Origin of the sequence: Nocardia pseudovaccinii, assembly GCF_050942345.1 — a bacterium.
In the GTDB taxonomy this organism is placed as follows: Bacteria; Actinomycetota; Actinomycetes; order Mycobacteriales; family Mycobacteriaceae; genus Nocardia; species Nocardia pseudovaccinii.
Genome location: NZ_CP192074.1, coordinates 8,717,433 through 8,732,085 on the forward strand (window position 1 = coordinate 8,717,433; position 14,653 = coordinate 8,732,085).

General features: G+C 65.3%; 16 protein-coding genes. 5 read left to right on the forward strand and 11 right to left on the reverse strand.

Annotated elements, in window-relative coordinates:
* The first annotated feature begins 57 nt into the window (after positions 1 to 57).
* Entirely contained in the window at positions 58 to 816 is a 759-nt protein-coding gene (locus ACQPZ2_RS39380; protein ID WP_433523033.1) for a TetR/AcrR family transcriptional regulator, read from the forward strand.
* A gap of 69 nt (positions 817 to 885) precedes the next feature.
* Here ACQPZ2_RS39380 and ACQPZ2_RS39385 read toward each other — a convergent pair whose 3' ends face one another.
* From ACQPZ2_RS39385 to ACQPZ2_RS39395, 3 genes are read right to left on the reverse strand one after another with little or no spacing between them, the layout of a single operon-like run.
* The gene (locus tag ACQPZ2_RS39385) at positions 886 to 1,368 is read right to left on the reverse strand and encodes a barstar family protein (protein WP_433523034.1); all 483 of its coding nucleotides are present in this window, start codon (positions 1,366 to 1,368) and stop codon (positions 886 to 888) included.
* Entirely contained in the window at positions 1,368 to 1,853 is a 486-nt protein-coding gene (locus ACQPZ2_RS39390; RefSeq protein WP_433523035.1) for a ribonuclease domain-containing protein, read from the reverse strand. The genes ACQPZ2_RS39385 and ACQPZ2_RS39390 overlap by 1 nt, the downstream gene beginning before the upstream one ends.
* 52 nt (positions 1,854 to 1,905) lie before the next feature.
* A complete protein-coding gene (locus ACQPZ2_RS39395; protein ID WP_433523036.1) occupies positions 1,906 to 2,721 on the reverse strand; it encodes an exodeoxyribonuclease III in 816 nt (271 codons plus the stop codon).
* A 70-nt stretch (positions 2,722 to 2,791) separates the two neighbouring features.
* Here ACQPZ2_RS39395 and ACQPZ2_RS39400 point away from each other — a divergent pair, with 70 nt between their 5' ends.
* Positions 2,792 to 3,637 carry an alpha/beta fold hydrolase gene (locus ACQPZ2_RS39400; RefSeq protein WP_063038926.1) on the forward strand — a complete coding sequence of 282 codons (846 nt, stop codon included), beginning with the start codon at positions 2,792 to 2,794 and terminating at the stop codon, positions 3,635 to 3,637.
* A gap of 68 nt (positions 3,638 to 3,705) precedes the next feature.
* Here ACQPZ2_RS39400 and ACQPZ2_RS39405 read toward each other — a convergent pair whose 3' ends face one another.
* The 6 genes from ACQPZ2_RS39405 to ACQPZ2_RS39430 form a co-directional block, all read right to left on the reverse strand.
* On the reverse strand, positions 3,706 to 4,968 hold the full coding sequence (locus tag ACQPZ2_RS39405) for an acyl-CoA dehydrogenase family protein (RefSeq protein WP_433523037.1): 1,263 nt from the start codon (positions 4,966 to 4,968) through the stop codon (positions 3,706 to 3,708).
* 27 nt (positions 4,969 to 4,995) lie between these two features.
* Positions 4,996 to 5,874 carry an SDR family oxidoreductase gene (locus ACQPZ2_RS39410; protein WP_433523038.1) on the reverse strand — a complete coding sequence of 293 codons (879 nt, stop codon included), beginning with the start codon at positions 5,872 to 5,874 and terminating at the stop codon, positions 4,996 to 4,998.
* Between the two features lie 12 nt (positions 5,875 to 5,886).
* The gene (locus tag ACQPZ2_RS39415) at positions 5,887 to 6,777 is read right to left on the reverse strand and encodes a MaoC/PaaZ C-terminal domain-containing protein (protein ID WP_433523039.1); all 891 of its coding nucleotides are present in this window, start codon (positions 6,775 to 6,777) and stop codon (positions 5,887 to 5,889) included.
* Positions 6,778 to 6,789: 12 nt separating this feature from the next.
* Complete coding sequence (locus ACQPZ2_RS39420) at positions 6,790 to 7,227, reverse strand: type II toxin-antitoxin system Rv0910 family toxin (RefSeq protein WP_433523040.1); 438 nt, start codon at positions 7,225 to 7,227, stop codon at positions 6,790 to 6,792.
* A gap of 53 nt (positions 7,228 to 7,280) precedes the next feature.
* The gene (locus ACQPZ2_RS39425) at positions 7,281 to 8,486 is read right to left on the reverse strand and encodes a lipid-transfer protein (protein WP_433523041.1); all 1,206 of its coding nucleotides are present in this window, start codon (positions 8,484 to 8,486) and stop codon (positions 7,281 to 7,283) included.
* A gap of 612 nt (positions 8,487 to 9,098) precedes the next feature.
* Positions 9,099 to 9,752 carry a TetR/AcrR family transcriptional regulator gene (locus ACQPZ2_RS39430; protein WP_433523042.1) on the reverse strand — a complete coding sequence of 218 codons (654 nt, stop codon included), beginning with the start codon at positions 9,750 to 9,752 and terminating at the stop codon, positions 9,099 to 9,101.
* Between the two features lie 179 nt (positions 9,753 to 9,931).
* Here ACQPZ2_RS39430 and ACQPZ2_RS39435 point away from each other — a divergent pair, with 179 nt between their 5' ends.
* A complete protein-coding gene (locus ACQPZ2_RS39435) occupies positions 9,932 to 10,828 on the forward strand; it encodes a LysR substrate-binding domain-containing protein (protein WP_433523043.1) in 897 nt (298 codons plus the stop codon).
* A gap of 100 nt (positions 10,829 to 10,928) precedes the next feature.
* Here the strand turns inward: ACQPZ2_RS39435 and ACQPZ2_RS39440 are convergent, their stop codons facing one another.
* Positions 10,929 to 11,483 (reverse strand): TIGR03086 family metal-binding protein, encoded by a 555-nt coding sequence (locus tag ACQPZ2_RS39440; RefSeq protein ID WP_433523044.1) that lies wholly within the window; start codon positions 11,481 to 11,483, stop codon positions 10,929 to 10,931.
* 34 nt (positions 11,484 to 11,517) lie between these two features.
* Positions 11,518 to 12,723 carry an alpha/beta hydrolase family protein gene (locus ACQPZ2_RS39445; RefSeq protein ID WP_433523045.1) on the reverse strand — a complete coding sequence of 402 codons (1,206 nt, stop codon included), beginning with the start codon at positions 12,721 to 12,723 and terminating at the stop codon, positions 11,518 to 11,520.
* Positions 12,724 to 12,817: 94 nt separating this feature from the next.
* Here ACQPZ2_RS39445 and ACQPZ2_RS39450 point away from each other — a divergent pair, with 94 nt between their 5' ends.
* Together ACQPZ2_RS39450 and ACQPZ2_RS39455 are read left to right on the forward strand one after the other, a co-directional pair.
* A complete protein-coding gene (locus ACQPZ2_RS39450; RefSeq protein WP_433523046.1) occupies positions 12,818 to 13,414 on the forward strand; it encodes a TetR/AcrR family transcriptional regulator in 597 nt (198 codons plus the stop codon).
* A 58-nt stretch (positions 13,415 to 13,472) separates the two neighbouring features.
* The gene (locus ACQPZ2_RS39455) at positions 13,473 to 14,624 is read left to right on the forward strand and encodes an epoxide hydrolase family protein (protein ID WP_433523047.1); all 1,152 of its coding nucleotides are present in this window, start codon (positions 13,473 to 13,475) and stop codon (positions 14,622 to 14,624) included.
* The last annotated feature ends 29 nt before the right edge of the window (positions 14,625 to 14,653 follow it).

A 14,653-nucleotide genomic window follows, 5' to 3' on the forward strand; every position in this document is an offset into this window, starting at 1 on the left:
GACCGAACCGGATCGCGATCCGGTCGGCCGCAACCACACCCGTGCCAGAATCGCGATATGACTGCATCGCGAAGCGGTTCCGTGCGGGGTGGTGGTCGAGCGACGGGCGTTGGTGGCCGGACGCCGAGTAAGTCGGCATCGCCCAGCGACCCCACAGCGGGCGGCGGCCGGACGACGAGCGGGCCAGCAAAACGGTCCTACGGCGGCGTCTCAGCCGACGAGCGCCGTGCCCAGCGGCGCGCGGCGCTGCTCGATGCCGCACTGGAGATCATCGGCACCCAGGGCATCACCAAGCTCACCGTCTCCGGGCTGTGCGCGCAGGCCGGACTCAACGAGCGCTACTACTACGAAAGCTTCGACAGCCGCGACGCGGTACTGGCCGCGCTCATCGATCGGATCGCGGAGGAACTGGCCGGGGCGATCATCGGTGCGCTGCAAACCGCACCTTCCGACACTCGCGCCAAGGCGCATGCCGCGATCTCGGCGGGCATTCATCTGCTCACCGATGATCCGCGCAAGGCGCATGTCGCGCTGGTCGCGGGCATGGCGACGCCGGAACTGCGCGCCCGCACGAATCAGACCGTGCGGGTTTTCGCCCGCATCGTCGCCGCCGAGGGCATCGACTTCTACGGCATCACCGACCCGAATCCGGAGCCCACCATCGACTTCCGCGCCACCTACCTGGTCGGCGGCCTGGTCCAAACCCTCACCGCCTGGCTACAGAACGACCTCCCCCTCACCCGCGACGAACTGATCGACCACACCACCGACGTCTTCGTCCTCCTCGGCGAGGACCTCGCCCGCCGCCTCACCTGAACACCGCATCGACGGTAGTCGAATGGTTGTTTCCCGAGCCTGACAGCCACCATTCGACTGTCCTCGGCGCTATGGGCTCAGGCGGACGATGGCTGGGTCGGGTGGTTCGCCTTGGAGGACGACTCGGAAGGCCAGGCCCTTTGTGGACCAGTAGTCGGCGGCCTCGCGCATGGCTTCGGTGAACCATGTGCGTTCTTCCAGTTCGTCGATCAGCAGATCGGCCGAATCGCGGATCACGGCAACATATCCGGCGGCGGGGCCGACGAAATCATCGAGATCACGCAGGCATTCGTCGAAGGCGTCCTTGTTCGCGCCGAAGTAGTACGGAAATTGGAACGCGGCCGCGAATTCGTCGAAAACGCGTGCGGTGGTGCGCATCTTGAGCCCGCGCAGTTCACGCACCGCGTAGTCGACGGGTGCGTCGTAGCGCACGCCGCTCAGTGTCGGGGCGTCCACAGGGAGGGCACCCACCACGGCGGTCGGTGCCGAAGGCGCGTCGGTGGGCCGCCGGGCCTCGGGACGGGCAAGGAACTGCGATAACGGAACTGTCATCAGCGCATCCTCGTGAAGGTTTCGTAGTGGTCACCGGTGTACCAGGCGGAACCGTCGCTGCCGGTGACAATGCGTTCGGCGTCGCGGGAACGGTTGGGCTGCTTCGGGTTCACATCCCATTCCTGGTAGGTGATGGCTTTGCCCGCCGAATCCTTGGCGGGCAGGGTGCCCCCGCGGTTCATCCAGCGCTCACCGCCCTTGGTGCCGGACGCGTTCGCCGAATCCGGCCAGCGGCCCGCGTCGATCTCGACAAGAGTCGCGTAGGCGCGGTCCGGTACGCCGGGGGCTCGAACGGTGGATGTGGTGGTCACATCCGGGCCGCGCGCCGGAACCGCCACGCTCGCGCTGCGTGTGGTGGAGGTGATCGAGGCCGCGGTCGGCTTGCTGTCCCCGCCGCCACGCGAGGCGAGCAGTGCGATCACCAAGGCAAGTAGAGCCACACCGAGCGCGGCGAAGGCGCGAACCCGCTTCGAGGAAATATTCATGCGATCCCGATCTCCAGCACTGCCATGTCGCGAATCATCTTTATCGGGAACTTTATCGGTATTGCACCGTGACCGGCGCGTGGTCGGACCAACGCTCGGCATAGGTGGCGGCGCGTTCGACCACGGCCTCCTTCGCCCGGCCTGCCACCTCGCCGCGGGCCAGGTGGTAGTCGATGCGCCAGCCCGCGTCGTTGTCGTAGGCGCGGCCGCGGTAGGACCACCAGCTGTACGGGCCCGCGACACCGGGATGCAGGTTGCGCACCACGTCCACGTATCCGGCGGCGAGCATGCCGTCGATCCAGGCCCGCTCCTGCGGCAGGAACCCGGAGTTCTTCAGGTTGCCCTTCCAGTTCTTGATATCGAGTTCGGTGTGCGCGACATTCCAGTCGCCACAGATCACGAAATCGCTGGTCTGCGCCCGCATATGAGCGCCGATCTCGTCGAGGAAGCGGTACTTCTCGTCCTGCATCGGCGTATCCGCCTCACCGGTGTGCACATACACGCTGGCCACGGTCAATTCATCGAATTCGGCCTCGACATAGCGTCCGGTACCGGCGAATTCGGCGCTGGGATGCCAGGTTCCGTCGTGCCAGCGCCCCAGCCCGATGCGCACGGCCCGGGGTTCGCGACGGGACAGAATGCCGACCCCGGCCCGCCCCTTCGCTCCCGGCTCGGCATGCGTCAGATACCAGCCCGCGTCCAGTGCGGGCGCGAGCGCGGCGCGGGTCTGCTCATCGGTTGCCCGGGTCTCCTGCAGGCAGATGATGTCGGCTTCGGTGACCGCCAGCCACTCGAGCATCCCCTTGCCCGTCTTGCCCGTCGCCGCCCGGACCCCGTTCACATTGATCGACGAGATGATATAAGGCACCTGACGACCGTACAATGCTGGTCAGAAGAACTCCCCCGGGACATCGAAGTCCAGGAAGGGGTGATTGACGATGAAGTCAGGCACCACCAACTCCCCCGCCCCGATCAAAGCGCTGCATATCGGATCCGGTGATCCGGTCCTGCTGCTGCACGGGTTCATGCTTTCGCCGCACTGTTGGGAACAGGTTGCGCTGCGACTTTCCGCGCATTGCGAGGTGTTCGCCCCCGCCTTCGCGGGCCACTGGGGTGGCGAACCGATCGACGGCTGGTCCACCGATGTCCATGCCCTCGCCGACCGGATCGAGGATCAACTCGACGAACTCGGCTGGCGCACCTGCCATATCGCGGGCAATTCGCTCGGCGCCTGGGTCGGCTTCGAACTGGCCCGACGCGGCCGGGCCCGCACCCTGACCGCGATCGCACCGGCAGGCGGTTGGCAGTCGCCGTCGCTCATCCAGTTCCGCGTCGGCGCGAAATTCCTGTCATTGGTGCCGATCGTCGAGGTGGGTAAGCGGCTCGGCGGATTCGCGATCAACAATCCGATCGCGCAACGCTTCGCACTCCTGCTGCTGAGCAAGAACGCGGCCGCGGTCGCGCGCCGCGATATCGCCGCCGTGATCACCGCCGCACTGCACTGCGATGCCATGATCCCGTTGATCCTGGGCACCGTGCGCTCTCCCGCGCTGGAAGACCTGTCCAACCTCCCGACTCCGGTGCGCCTGCTGATGGCCGAATACGACCGGATCATCCCCAACCGCGTGTACGCCCGCCGCTTCCTGCAGGAACTGCCCGACTCCGCCGACCGTATCCTCGTCAACGGCGTCGGGCACGTCCCCATGCTCGAAGCTCCGGACCGCATCGCGACCCTGATAGCCGAACATATCTACGCCAGCCGCACACATTTGCGCGCGGTCTGAAACACGGCACATGCCGTTCACCGCCGCACACGTGCGGTGCCGACGGCCACGGGCATGTGCCGTTGGCACTACTGGGCGAGCAGGCCCTTGGCTATGTGGGTGACCTGGATTTCATTGCTGCCCGCGTAGATCATCAGGGACTTCGCGTCACGGGCGAGTTGCTCCACCCGGTACTCGGTCATGTAACCGTTGCCGCCGAAGAGCTGGACCGCGTCCATGGCTACCTCGGTGGCGGCCTCGGAGGCGTAGAGCTTCATGGCCGAAGCCTCGGCGAGGGTCGGCGGCTTGCCCGCCTTGCCGCGCTCGAGGGTGTTGAAGACCATGTTCTGCACATTGATCCGGGCGATCTCCATCTTGGCCAGCTTGAGCTGCACCAGCTGGAACCGGCCGATCTCCTGGCCCCACAGCTTGCGGCTCTTGGCGTAGTCCAGGCACAGCCGGTGACATTCGTTGATGATGCCGAGCGCCATGAAACCGACACCGATGCGTTCGGCGGTGAAGCTGGAGCGGGCACTTTCCCGGCCGTCGCCGCCCTTGTGCTCCTCGGTCTCGCCGAGCAGCCGATCCCGACCCAGGCGCACATTGTCGAAGAACAATTCACCGGTCGGCGAGGCATGCAGGCCCATCTTCTTGAACGGCTTGCCCTGGGTGAGGCCGTCCATGCCCGTGTCGAGCACGAAGGTGAGCACCTTGCGCTCCCGCTTATCGCCGCCGTCGCCCTCGTCGAGCTTCGCGTAGACGATCATCACATCGGCGAACGGACCATTCGTGATGAAGGTCTTCTGACCGTTGAGGATGTAGTCCTCGCCGTCGCGCTTGACGTAGGTCTTCATGCCGCCGAATGCGTCCGAACCCGAGTCGGGCTCGGTAATCGCCCATGACGCGACCTTTTTCATGGTGACGATATCGGGCAGCCACCGCTCCTTCTGCGCGAGCGTGCCGCGCGAGAGGATGGTGGTCGCGCCGAGACCGATGCTGACCCCCATCGCGGTGACCAGCCCCATGCAGACGCCGGACAACTCCCCGATCAGCACCGCCATCAGCGATTCCTGACCGGCGAACGGGCTACCGCCGGAAGACTTTTCGGACTTCTCGGGCAGCGGCTCGCCCGCCGCCAGCGCCGCCGCCTTCTTGCGTTCCTTGGCGAGCAACCGCTGGACCGCCTCGCCACCCATCGCATCGATTCCGAAGTCGCTGAACAACTTCCGGATGATCGGGTAGGGAGTCAGCTCACCGCTCTCCAGCGCGTCGAGGTGCGGACGGACCTCCTTATCGATGAAGGTGCGCACCGCCTCGCGAATCATCTCGTCGGTTTCGGACCATTCGAACATCGTCGTTCTCCTAACGTTCCCGCGAGATCAAGGCAGCCGAGCGGCGATATCGTCGATGAGCCAGGGGCCGTCGGTCTCGATGGTCTTCACGTCATGCCAGCCTGCCAGCTCGGAGATGGCGCCGCCCTGGACCGCGAAAACCTTGCCGGTGATCGGGCACTTTTCCGACGCCAGGTAGGCGACCAGCGGAGAAATATTGGCCGGGCTGAACGCGTCGAAATCGCCGTCCTCGATCGCCGCGGCCTCGGCGGCCATCATCTCGCCCATACCGGGCGTGGCCAGGGTGAGCCGGGTGCGCGCGATCGGCGCGATGGCATTGACCCGGACGCCGTAGCGCGCGAGCTCATCGGCCGCGACCAGGGTCAACGCGGCGATCGCGGCCTTGGCCGCGCCGTAGTTGGCCTGACCCGCATTCGGGATGGTCGTTCCGGAGGCCGACGCGGTATTGATCACCGCGGCATTCGGCTGGTTGCCCGCCTTGCTCTGCGCCTTCCAGTACGCGGCCGCGTGATGCAGCACCGCGGCGTGGCCCTTGAGATGTACGGCGATCACCGCATCCCACTGCGCCTCGTCCATACCCGCGATGAAGGCGTCCCGCAGGATGCCCGCGTTGTTGACCACGACATCGATGCCACCTAGCTCCGAAATCGCCTGGGCGACAACACTCCCCGCACCATCCCAGGTGGCGATGTCATCGGTGTTGGCCACCGCCTTCCCGCCCGCGGCGATGATCTCGTTCACGACCTCCTGGGCCGGACCGACATCGGAACCCTCACCGGCATTGCTGCCGCCGAGGTCGTTCACGACGACTGCGGCGCCTTCGCGGGCGAACAGCAGCGCGTGCTCACGCCCGATGCCGCGCCCCGCGCCGGTGATGACGGCGACCCGTCCTTCCAATGCACCCATCTACGTGGCTCCTCAGTTCGGTAGTTGGTCGGCGACTTCGGCCAGACCGTCGCTCAGGACGACGTCTTCGCCGCGGACGGTCTCGAAGGCGTAGGTGGTGACGCCGTTTTCGGAGCCCACCCGCCAGATTCGGGTCTCCAGGTCGTCACCGGGGAAGACCATCTTGGCGAAGCGCACCGCGAAGCGCTTCAGCCGGTTGACATCCGAGCCCGCGACCTCGGTGAGCACGGCCCACGATGCGAAGGCCATGGTGCACAGACCGTGCGCGATGATCCCGGGCAGACCCGCGTCCTTGGCGACCTGCTCGTCGAGATGCAGCGGCACCGGATCACCGGAAGCGGGCGAATAGCGGTAAGTCTGATCGAGATCGACATGTTGCGGCACCACCGCGACCGGCTCCCGCGCCCGCAGGTTCTCGTCGAACTTGTGTGCGGGAGCGGCGATGCCGACCGTCTTGCCCGCGTCGATATTGCGGAAGAAGGCGGTCAGATACTGCTCGTTCACCAATTCCCCTGCCTCGGTGCGGCATTCGACGAGGATGGTGATGGTGCTGCCGTTCGAACGGCTGGCATAGCCGATCGCCTTGGCCCGCGAGACCAGCCGGTCACCCGGCAGGATCGCGCGGTAGAAGTGGAAATCTTGCTCCCCGTGTACGACTCGGCCGAAGATGTCCATCGGCGCGACATCGATCACCGGCATCATCATGGCCTCGAACACCGGGACGATGCCGAAGATCGGCGAGGCCACCTTGCCCGCCAGATGCGCCTCGATCGGATCATTGGTCGCGGCGGCATATTCAGCGATCCGCTCGGCGGTGACCTCGAAACGTTCGTCTTCACACCAGGTTTCGAGTCCGCTGTCGTCGAATTCTACCGGCCGCGCCGCGGCGGCCTCCGCTGTCATCACCCGCCCCTATCAGGCCGAGGCCAGGGCGTCGAGCTGTTCGAGCGACCGGTCCAGTTGCTTAAGACCGTCCTTCTCGACCGCCTTGCCGAGTGCGCCCTTGATCAGCGCGCCCTCGAAGTCACCCGAGACCAGGATGGTGCTGCCACCATCGCCCTTGGGCTGGATATCGAAGGTGAATTCGGTCTTCACCCCTGCCATTCCGGTGCCGCCGAGGGTGAGCTTGCTCGGCCGCTCGACCGCGACGACGGTCCATTCCAGCTTGTTCGCCATGCCGAGCATGACGATCTTCGCGACCAGCTTGGCCCCCTCGGCCAAGGTAGCGGGCGGCTCTTCCATGAAGCGCTCGTGGATGGTGAACCACTTGTCCCAGGTCTGCGGGTCGGAGACGACCGCCCAGAGCGCGTCGGGGGTGGCGTTGACGTCCTTGGTGGCTTCGATATGGCCCATGAGTTACTCCTCGTCGAGTGAATGTCGTTGCTGCATGACCGCTTTCGCGGGGATCAGCGGTCCGCCCGCTGGTACGCCGTGACGACCGCCGCGCCGCCGAGGCCGATATTGTGCTGCAGCGCGGCGGTGACGTTGCCGACCTGACGCTTGTCCGCGGTACCCCGCAGCTGCCAGGTGAGTTCGGAGCACTGCGCCAAACCCGTTGCGCCCAAAGGATGTCCCTTCGAGATCAACCCGCCGGAGGGATTCACGACCCACTTGCCGCCATAGGTGGTCTGATTGTCGTCGATCAGCTTTCCGGCCTCACCCTCGCCGCAGAGCCCGAGCGCCTCGTAGAGCAGCAGTTCGTTGGCGGAGAAGCAATCGTGCAGCTCGATGACCTGGAAGTCCTCCGGCCCGAGGTCCGCCTGCCGGTAGACCTGCCGTGCGGCTTGAACATTCATGTCGTAGCCGATGAGGTTCTTGGCGGTGTTGTCGAAGGTGGAGGCGAAGTCGGTGGTCATCGCCTGGCCGACGATCTCCACCGCCTGCGCGGCGAGGTCGTGCGAATTCACGAATTCCTCGCTGGCCAGCACGACCGCACCCGAACCGTCCGAGGTCGGCGAACACTGCAGCTTGGTGAGCGGGTCGTAGATTATTCGCGAGGCCAGGATGTCATCGAGCGAATACGCATCCTGGAATTGCGAATACGGGTTGTTCACCGAATGCTTGTGGTTCTTGTAGCCGATCTTCGCGAAATGCTCCGCGGTGGTGCCGTACTGCTTCATATGCTCGCGCCCCGCCGCGCCGAACATCCACGGCGCCACCGGGAAAAGCACCTCGGAGATCTCCGCGAGCGCCATGACATGCTTGGCCATCGGCTGTTCGCGATCGTCCCAGGTGGATCCGAGCGAGCCCGGCTGCATCTTCTCGAAGCCCAGTGCCAGCGTGCAATCGGCCAGACCTCCCCGAATCGCCTGTGCCGCAAGGAAAAGCGCGGTGGATCCGGTCGAGCAGTTGTTATTGACATTGACCACCGGAATGCCGGTCATACCCAGTTCGTAAACCGCGCGCTGTCCGGAGGTGGATTCGCCGTAGACATAACCGACATAGGCCTGCTCGACTTCGCGATAGTCGATCCCGGCATCGGCGAGCGCCTTCGTACCCGATTCCCGCGCCATATCCGGGTAGTCCCAAGCGCTGCCGTCCTCGTTCTTACGGCGGCCCGGCTTCTCGAACTTCGTCATGCCGACACCAACGACGTAGACCTTGTTCGCCATCGAACTCCTCACGTAGTACCTGACCCGGTGCGACCATGCGCCCAAATCGGCAGCCCGCAGTGGCCGATCCCGACCGGATCGAACAGAAACAAACATACAGAGCTGTATGTAAGGCTGCAAGAGTTCCAGGCGATCCGGCCCGATAGATAAGAGAACTCCCAGCTCAGCGCGACCAGGAGCAACATGCCTCGGGTAGCGAACATTGCGCCATCCACCAAGGGACAAGTCGACGCGCTCGGCGATCGACGCGATGACCGACGTGCAGACGCCGCAGCCAGCAGCGCGCCGGACATGCGGACGCTGGAACCAGCAGGAAGATGATCAACGCCAGGCGCTGTTCGCCAGCCCGGCCGCGCACTCTTCGGTTCGACCGAGCAGGTCGTCAGCCTGCTTCGCACGGGATACCTGATCGCGAATCTGGCCGGCGCACAGGGGCATTGCTGAACGATATCGTGAGCTTCTATGCCAACGTCGGCATCGCGTGAATCATTACCGTCGCAACGGATATCGCGGTCAGCATCTGCTGACGACCTCGCCGAAGCGTCCAAGTTTCGGCGCGCACACGACTGAAACGTCGGCAGGCGGCGGGCCCGAAAAGCCCTATGCCGTCAGCTATTCAGCGGGACGCAGCAGCGGTCGCGCAACCAGCGCGGTGGTGGCGATCTCCCGCAGATGCACCGAGGCCCGTCGCCAACGCCGGTGCGCCCGTTCGGAATCCGGATCGATGAAGTTGGAGACCAGGATTCCGCGCAGTGCGTCCATCGCGGTGTAGACGAAATCGCGGGCTTCCTTGCGCCGCATCTCATCCGGTACGAATCGGGCGACCGCCATCAGCACCGCGTTATTGACGAACGGCTCGACCTTCTCCATGGCCGAGGCGAGTACCGGATCGGTCCGGCCCGCCACCCACAGCTCGGCGGTGGCGATGAACAGCGGCCCTTGGTGTAGCTCCCAGAGAAAGTCCAGGGCCGCCCCGACCGGATCGCCGCCGCCCTGAACCCTGGACATCTCGCGCATCGCGGTCTCCGCGCGCAGCTGCGCCAGATGGCTGATCGCCGCGACCACGAGATCGGTCTTGGACCCGAAGTGATGCACCTGGGCCCCGCGGGTGACCCCGGCCCGCTCGGCGACCCGCGGCGTGGTCGTCCCCGCATACCCGTATTCGACCAGGCAGTCGATGGTGGCATCGAGCAGCCGCGTGCGCATCTCACTACTGCGCTGCTCCTGTGTGCGGCGCTGCTGCTTGGGCGCTTCGAACCTGGTCATTCCGGCGATTCTACACTTACATACAGATCTGTATGTTCATCGCCGCACCGACCGACAAGCAAAAGTGATCACGGGTGGCCGAATTCGGCGTTCCTGATCCTCGGTATCCACCTGCAGGATGAGCGCGTTCCGTCGAAAAATGTTCTGATTGGCTGGCGTAACCAATCAGGAGCACCACAATGGAACTGAGAGATATCGAAATCTTTCTGGCGCTGGCCGAGGAGTTGCACTTCGGGCGGACCGCGGAACGGATGTATCTTTCGCAGGCTCGGATCAGCCAGTCGATCAAGAATCAGGAACGTCGTATCGGGGGACGTCTCATCGACCGCAGCAACCCACGCAATATCCAGCTCACGGCACTCGGCAAACAGCTGCTCACCGACCTGCGCCCCGCCTACCACGATCTGACCCAGGCGATCGAGAACGCGCGCTCCACCGCTCAGGGGGCGGCCCGGGTGCTCCGCATCGCGATGATCGGCTTCAATTCGTATGACTACCGGCCGTTTTGGGAGCTCTTCCGAACCCGTCATCCACAGTGGGAACTACAGATTCGCAATATCGAATTCATCGAACAGTTCGACCCGTTGCGCCGCGGCGAGGCCGACATCGTCATCGCATGGTTACCGGTCGAGGAACCCGATTTGACCGTCGGGCCGATCATCTCGATCGAACCCATGGTGGCCATGATGGGCGACGACCACGAACTGGCAGGCGAAAAGCAGCTATCCCTGGAGGCTTTCGGCGATCGCGGAGTGCTGGCGCCGAGCAAACCGATGCCCGACTACTGGGAAGACGCCATCAGCCCCTTCTACACACCCCGTGGCCGCCCCATCGAACGCATTTCCACCGTCTCGACGGTGGAGGACATCCTGACGGTCGCCAGCACCCGCGGCGCCTTCACCATGGGCATGAGCCACGTCGCCCGCTATTACAACCGCCCCGGCATCCGCTACGTGCCGATCAGCGATTCACACCTGGTCCGCTGGGCGCTGGTCTGGCGCAGCGACAGCGAAACCCAGCAGATTCGCGAGCTGGCAAGCGTTGTTCGCGAGTTGGGGCCGCTGGAGCAGAACTGACCACGGCGATCGGCCCGTCACGCAGCCGAAGACCGTCGGCACCGCGGCAGACGGCATGGAAAGGCCCGCCGGGGCAATGCGACGGGCCAGCGGGGACGGATCAGGCTCGTCCGACGTAGGCGAGCAGCCGACGGTACGTTGGAGCGTCGGCGGGCACCTCGACCTCGGGACCGAACATCCCTGGTACGCGGAAGTTTTCGAGGCCCATCTCACGCATGATCGCCAGCATCTCCGCACACAACTGCTCGTCGACCAGGCGCTCCTGTCCGGTCGCGACCGCCAGATCGACACCGTGCACGACAAGTTCGGTCAGGTGGATCACTGCCGCCATCGGCCCTGGCACCGCGCCGAAGCCGAGACGCACCGTCTGTTCGAGTGCGTCGGGGCGATGCCAGGCCGCGCGGTCGAGCTCGGCCGCCTCGACGTAGGCGCCCTGCGGGTCGGTGCCGAGCCAGTCGTCGTGGTGGTCACGATCCGGCGTCAGGCCCAGCAGTTGGGCGGCAAAGATATTCATGCCGCCCACCAGGTGGTTGAGCAGCTCGCGCAGATCCCATTCCGGGCACGGCGTCGGCGCGCTCATGTGTTCTGCGGCAATGCCTTCGACGATGCCGCCGGACATATCGATGGCCCGGTCGATGCGGTTGATCATGTTCATGTCGGTCTCCTGGAAAGTATCGAGCAGGGGTAAATCAGGCCCGGTCGAAAGTGTCGTCGAGCCAGTCGTAGATGCGAGCGAATGCGAAACGCTGTGCGCCGGACTGGCAATGGGCCGCAGCACCCTGTTCTTCGGTGAATTCGAGCAGTGTCTTCGGGCAGGTCAGGTGCGCGAAGAGGCGTTCGGGCTGGCCCTTGAAGAAACCGTCGTCGGCACCCGCGCACACCAATGCCGGGCAGGCGATCTTCTCGGCGATGCCGTCGCGGAGGTGGTAGTCCAGGTAACTCGCGGCGAAGGCCCGCGGTGTGTGCACACCCATGGCGTACATGCCGTGCGAAATCGCCCAGCGCATCACGGGATTCGCGGCCATCGCCGCATCGAGCGCGGCATCGAGTTCCGGATCCGCCGCGGCGGGCAGCCTGCGCTCCAGTTCCGCCCGCTCGCCGGGCAGACCCGCAGTGGCGATATCGCCGAGATCGTAGATGCCGTCGACAGCGATCAGGGCGGTGACGCGCTGGTCGTAGGCAGCGGCGCGGGGTGCGAGGACACCGCCCATGCTGACACCCAACAGGGCGATCCGGTCGACATCCACCTCGGGCCGGGCGGCGACGTAGTCGAGCACCGGTCCGACGACGTTCTCCCAGTCCGGACGGAAGGCCAGGCCCTGATGGTGCCTGGTGCCCGGCTGACCGGGACCATCGAAGCTGAGCACGTGGTAGCCGCGCTCGACGGCCGCGGCCGCACCGAAGAAGTGCATTTCCTCGACTGTGCCGTCGAATCCGTTGTGCATCACCACCGTTGGACGTGGCTCGCCCGAGTCGTCGGCGCGATAGAAGTAGCCGGGCAGCATGGTGTCCTCGTAGGGAATCGACACCGGCTCGATCACCTGGTCCGCGAGTTCGGCCGCGGCGCGAAAACATTCGACCGAGGCGTCGTATGCGTGCCGGATGCGCGGGTCGGTGGCATTGCCGTGCAGGAAGAATTCGGCGGCGCGGTAGTAGTTCGACGCGCGCAGGAAGCCGTCGCGGGCGCCGACCCGATGCGCCGTGCGCGCCGCATCCGCCACCCGATCGGCCGTGGCCAGCCACTCGTCGTGCCAGCTGTCGTAGTCGCCGGGGACGATCCGCTGGACCGTCACCACGACCTCACCGAAATCGGCTCCGCCATAAGCGATGTGACCGAAGGTGCGCAGGGTCTCGTACCAGAACGAGTGGTTGTCGGGAAAGAAGATCGGCTCCACAGTCAGCTCCTAAACGCAGTTTCTATCGGCGTTAAGGCCACCGTAGCGGGCCGCGGCCCACAAACGCAAGTCCCCACTGCGTTAAGATAGAGCCATGGAGGAACAAGCCCGCTCCCGCCGCCCCGGAGGTCGCAGCGCCCGAGTGCGCGCGGCGGTACACCAGGCGGTCACCGAACTGGTCGCCGAACGCGGCTACGGCAACTTCACGATCGCCGATGTCGCGACGCGCGCCGGTGTCGCCGATACCAGCATCTACCGGCGCTGGGGCAATCTGGAGGCGCTGGCCATGGAGGTGACCGTCGATCGGCTCAGCACCGAGTCGGCGATGCCGAACACCGGTTCGCTCGAGGGCGATCTGCGCGCCTATGCCGCGAAGGCAGCGCGCGATGTCAGCGGACCGGACGGCTTGGCACTGCTGCGCACAATTCTCGCGCTGCTCGACACCGGCGCGGCGGGTGAACAGACGCGCGACCGATTCCTCGCCGAACGAGTGGACCAGGTCCAAGCCATGCTCGATCGAGCCACCGCCCGCGGCGAACAGGCCCCAGAGGTGCTGGAGGTGGTCGACATCATCCTGGCCCCGCTGTACACCCGCACCCTGTTCGGCACCGGCCCACTCACCGACGACTACGTCGATACCCTCGTCGACCGGCTGTTGCACACGGCAGCGGCGGCCGATAAGCGAAAGTGATCGAAAGACAGTCGAATTCGGCGTTGTTCCCGCCGCCCCGCTCTCGCAGGCTGAGGCGGTGTCCGAGATCAAGCCCTTCCGAATCGCGATCCCGCAGGCCGACCTGGACGACCTCGAATACCGCCTGACGCACACCCGGTACGTCGCGGAATTGCCCGCTCGGGAGGTCGCGGGCCGGGTGTACCCAGGAGTGCCGGTTCGGCCCGGCTGGGAGTACGGCGTTCCGCTGTCGTTCGTCCGGCCGTTGCACGAATATTGGCGCGACACGTTCGACTGGCGCGCACAAGAGCAGCGGCTCAACACATTTCCGCAATACATGACCGAAATCGATGGGCAAACCATCCATTTCGTCCACGTCACCTCTCCTGAACCCGATGCGATGCCACTGCTGCTGGCCCATGGCTGGCCGAGCTCGTTCACCGAATTCCTCGGCCTGATAGGCGAATTGACCGATCCGCGCGCACACGGCGGCGATCCGAGCGACGCCTTCCATGTGGTGATCCCGTCCTATCCAGGCTTCGCCTTCTCAGGACCGACGCACACCGCCGGGTGGCGCCCGGCGCGCATGGCCGCGGCATTCGACAAACTGATGAACCGCCTCGGCTACGACCGCTACGGCGTGCACGGCAACGACTGCGGCGCCATCGTCGCCCCGGAGCTGGGCCGGATCGCCCCGGACCGGGTCGTCGGCGTGCACGTCACCCAGGTCTATTCCTTCCCGAGGCGCGAGCCTGGCGAGCTGGATGGACTCAGCGAATACGAGCTGATCCTGGTGTACTTCGGAGAGAAATTCCGTCGGCATGCCATTCACAACGCCGCCCAGCAAGCGCAGCCGCAAACCCTCGGCCATGCACTGTCGGATTCCCCGGTCGGCCAGCTCGCCTGGAGCGGCCAGGCGCTGGCGAATGCGCTGAGCACCGACGAATTGCTCACCAATGTGGCGATCTACTGGTTCACCAACACCTCGGCGTCCTCGGCCCGGTTCCACTTCGAGCACCATCGCGCACGCATGGCGATCGAGCCGACCACGGTGCCGATCGGTTTGGCCTCGTTCGGATTCGACTTCAAACCGCCGCGCAAATTCGCCGAACGCGACCATCGCAATCTCGTGCAATGGCACGAATACGACCGCGGCGGGCACTGGGCCGCCCACGAGGCCCCCGACCTGTTGCTCGCCGACTTGCGCGGATTCTTCAAAAAGGTGATCTGATCGGTCCGCCCATCGGCGACGATTACCTC

Excerpts from the sequence above, each read along its gene's own strand:
- ACQPZ2_RS39440 (WP_433523044.1), bottom strand. The coding sequence starts at position 11,483 with ATGAACATGATCAACCGCATCGACCGGGCCATCGATATGTCCGGCGGC.
- ACQPZ2_RS39385 (WP_433523034.1), bottom strand. The coding sequence starts at position 1,368 with ATGACAGTTCCGTTATCGCAGTTCCTTGCCCGTCCCGAGGCCCGGCGG.
- ACQPZ2_RS39415 (WP_433523039.1), bottom strand. The coding sequence starts at position 6,777 with ATGACAGCGGAGGCCGCCGCGGCGCGGCCGGTAGAATTCGACGACAGC.
- ACQPZ2_RS39435 (WP_433523043.1), top strand. The coding sequence starts at position 9,932 with ATGGAACTGAGAGATATCGAAATCTTTCTGGCGCTGGCCGAGGAGTTG.
- ACQPZ2_RS39390 (WP_433523035.1), bottom strand. The coding sequence starts at position 1,853 with ATGAATATTTCCTCGAAGCGGGTTCGCGCCTTCGCCGCGCTCGGTGTG.
- ACQPZ2_RS39430 (WP_433523042.1), bottom strand. The coding sequence starts at position 9,752 with ATGACCAGGTTCGAAGCGCCCAAGCAGCAGCGCCGCACACAGGAGCAG.
- ACQPZ2_RS39420 (WP_433523040.1), bottom strand. The coding sequence starts at position 7,227 with ATGGGCCATATCGAAGCCACCAAGGACGTCAACGCCACCCCCGACGCG.
- ACQPZ2_RS39400 (WP_063038926.1), top strand. The coding sequence starts at position 2,792 with ATGAAGTCAGGCACCACCAACTCCCCCGCCCCGATCAAAGCGCTGCAT.
- ACQPZ2_RS39380 (WP_433523033.1), top strand. The coding sequence starts at position 58 with ATGACTGCATCGCGAAGCGGTTCCGTGCGGGGTGGTGGTCGAGCGACG.
- ACQPZ2_RS39450 (WP_433523046.1), top strand. The coding sequence starts at position 12,818 with ATGGAGGAACAAGCCCGCTCCCGCCGCCCCGGAGGTCGCAGCGCCCGA.
- ACQPZ2_RS39410 (WP_433523038.1), bottom strand. The coding sequence starts at position 5,874 with ATGGGTGCATTGGAAGGACGGGTCGCCGTCATCACCGGCGCGGGGCGC.
- ACQPZ2_RS39425 (WP_433523041.1), bottom strand. The coding sequence starts at position 8,486 with ATGGCGAACAAGGTCTACGTCGTTGGTGTCGGCATGACGAAGTTCGAG.
- ACQPZ2_RS39405 (WP_433523037.1), bottom strand. The coding sequence starts at position 4,968 with ATGTTCGAATGGTCCGAAACCGACGAGATGATTCGCGAGGCGGTGCGC.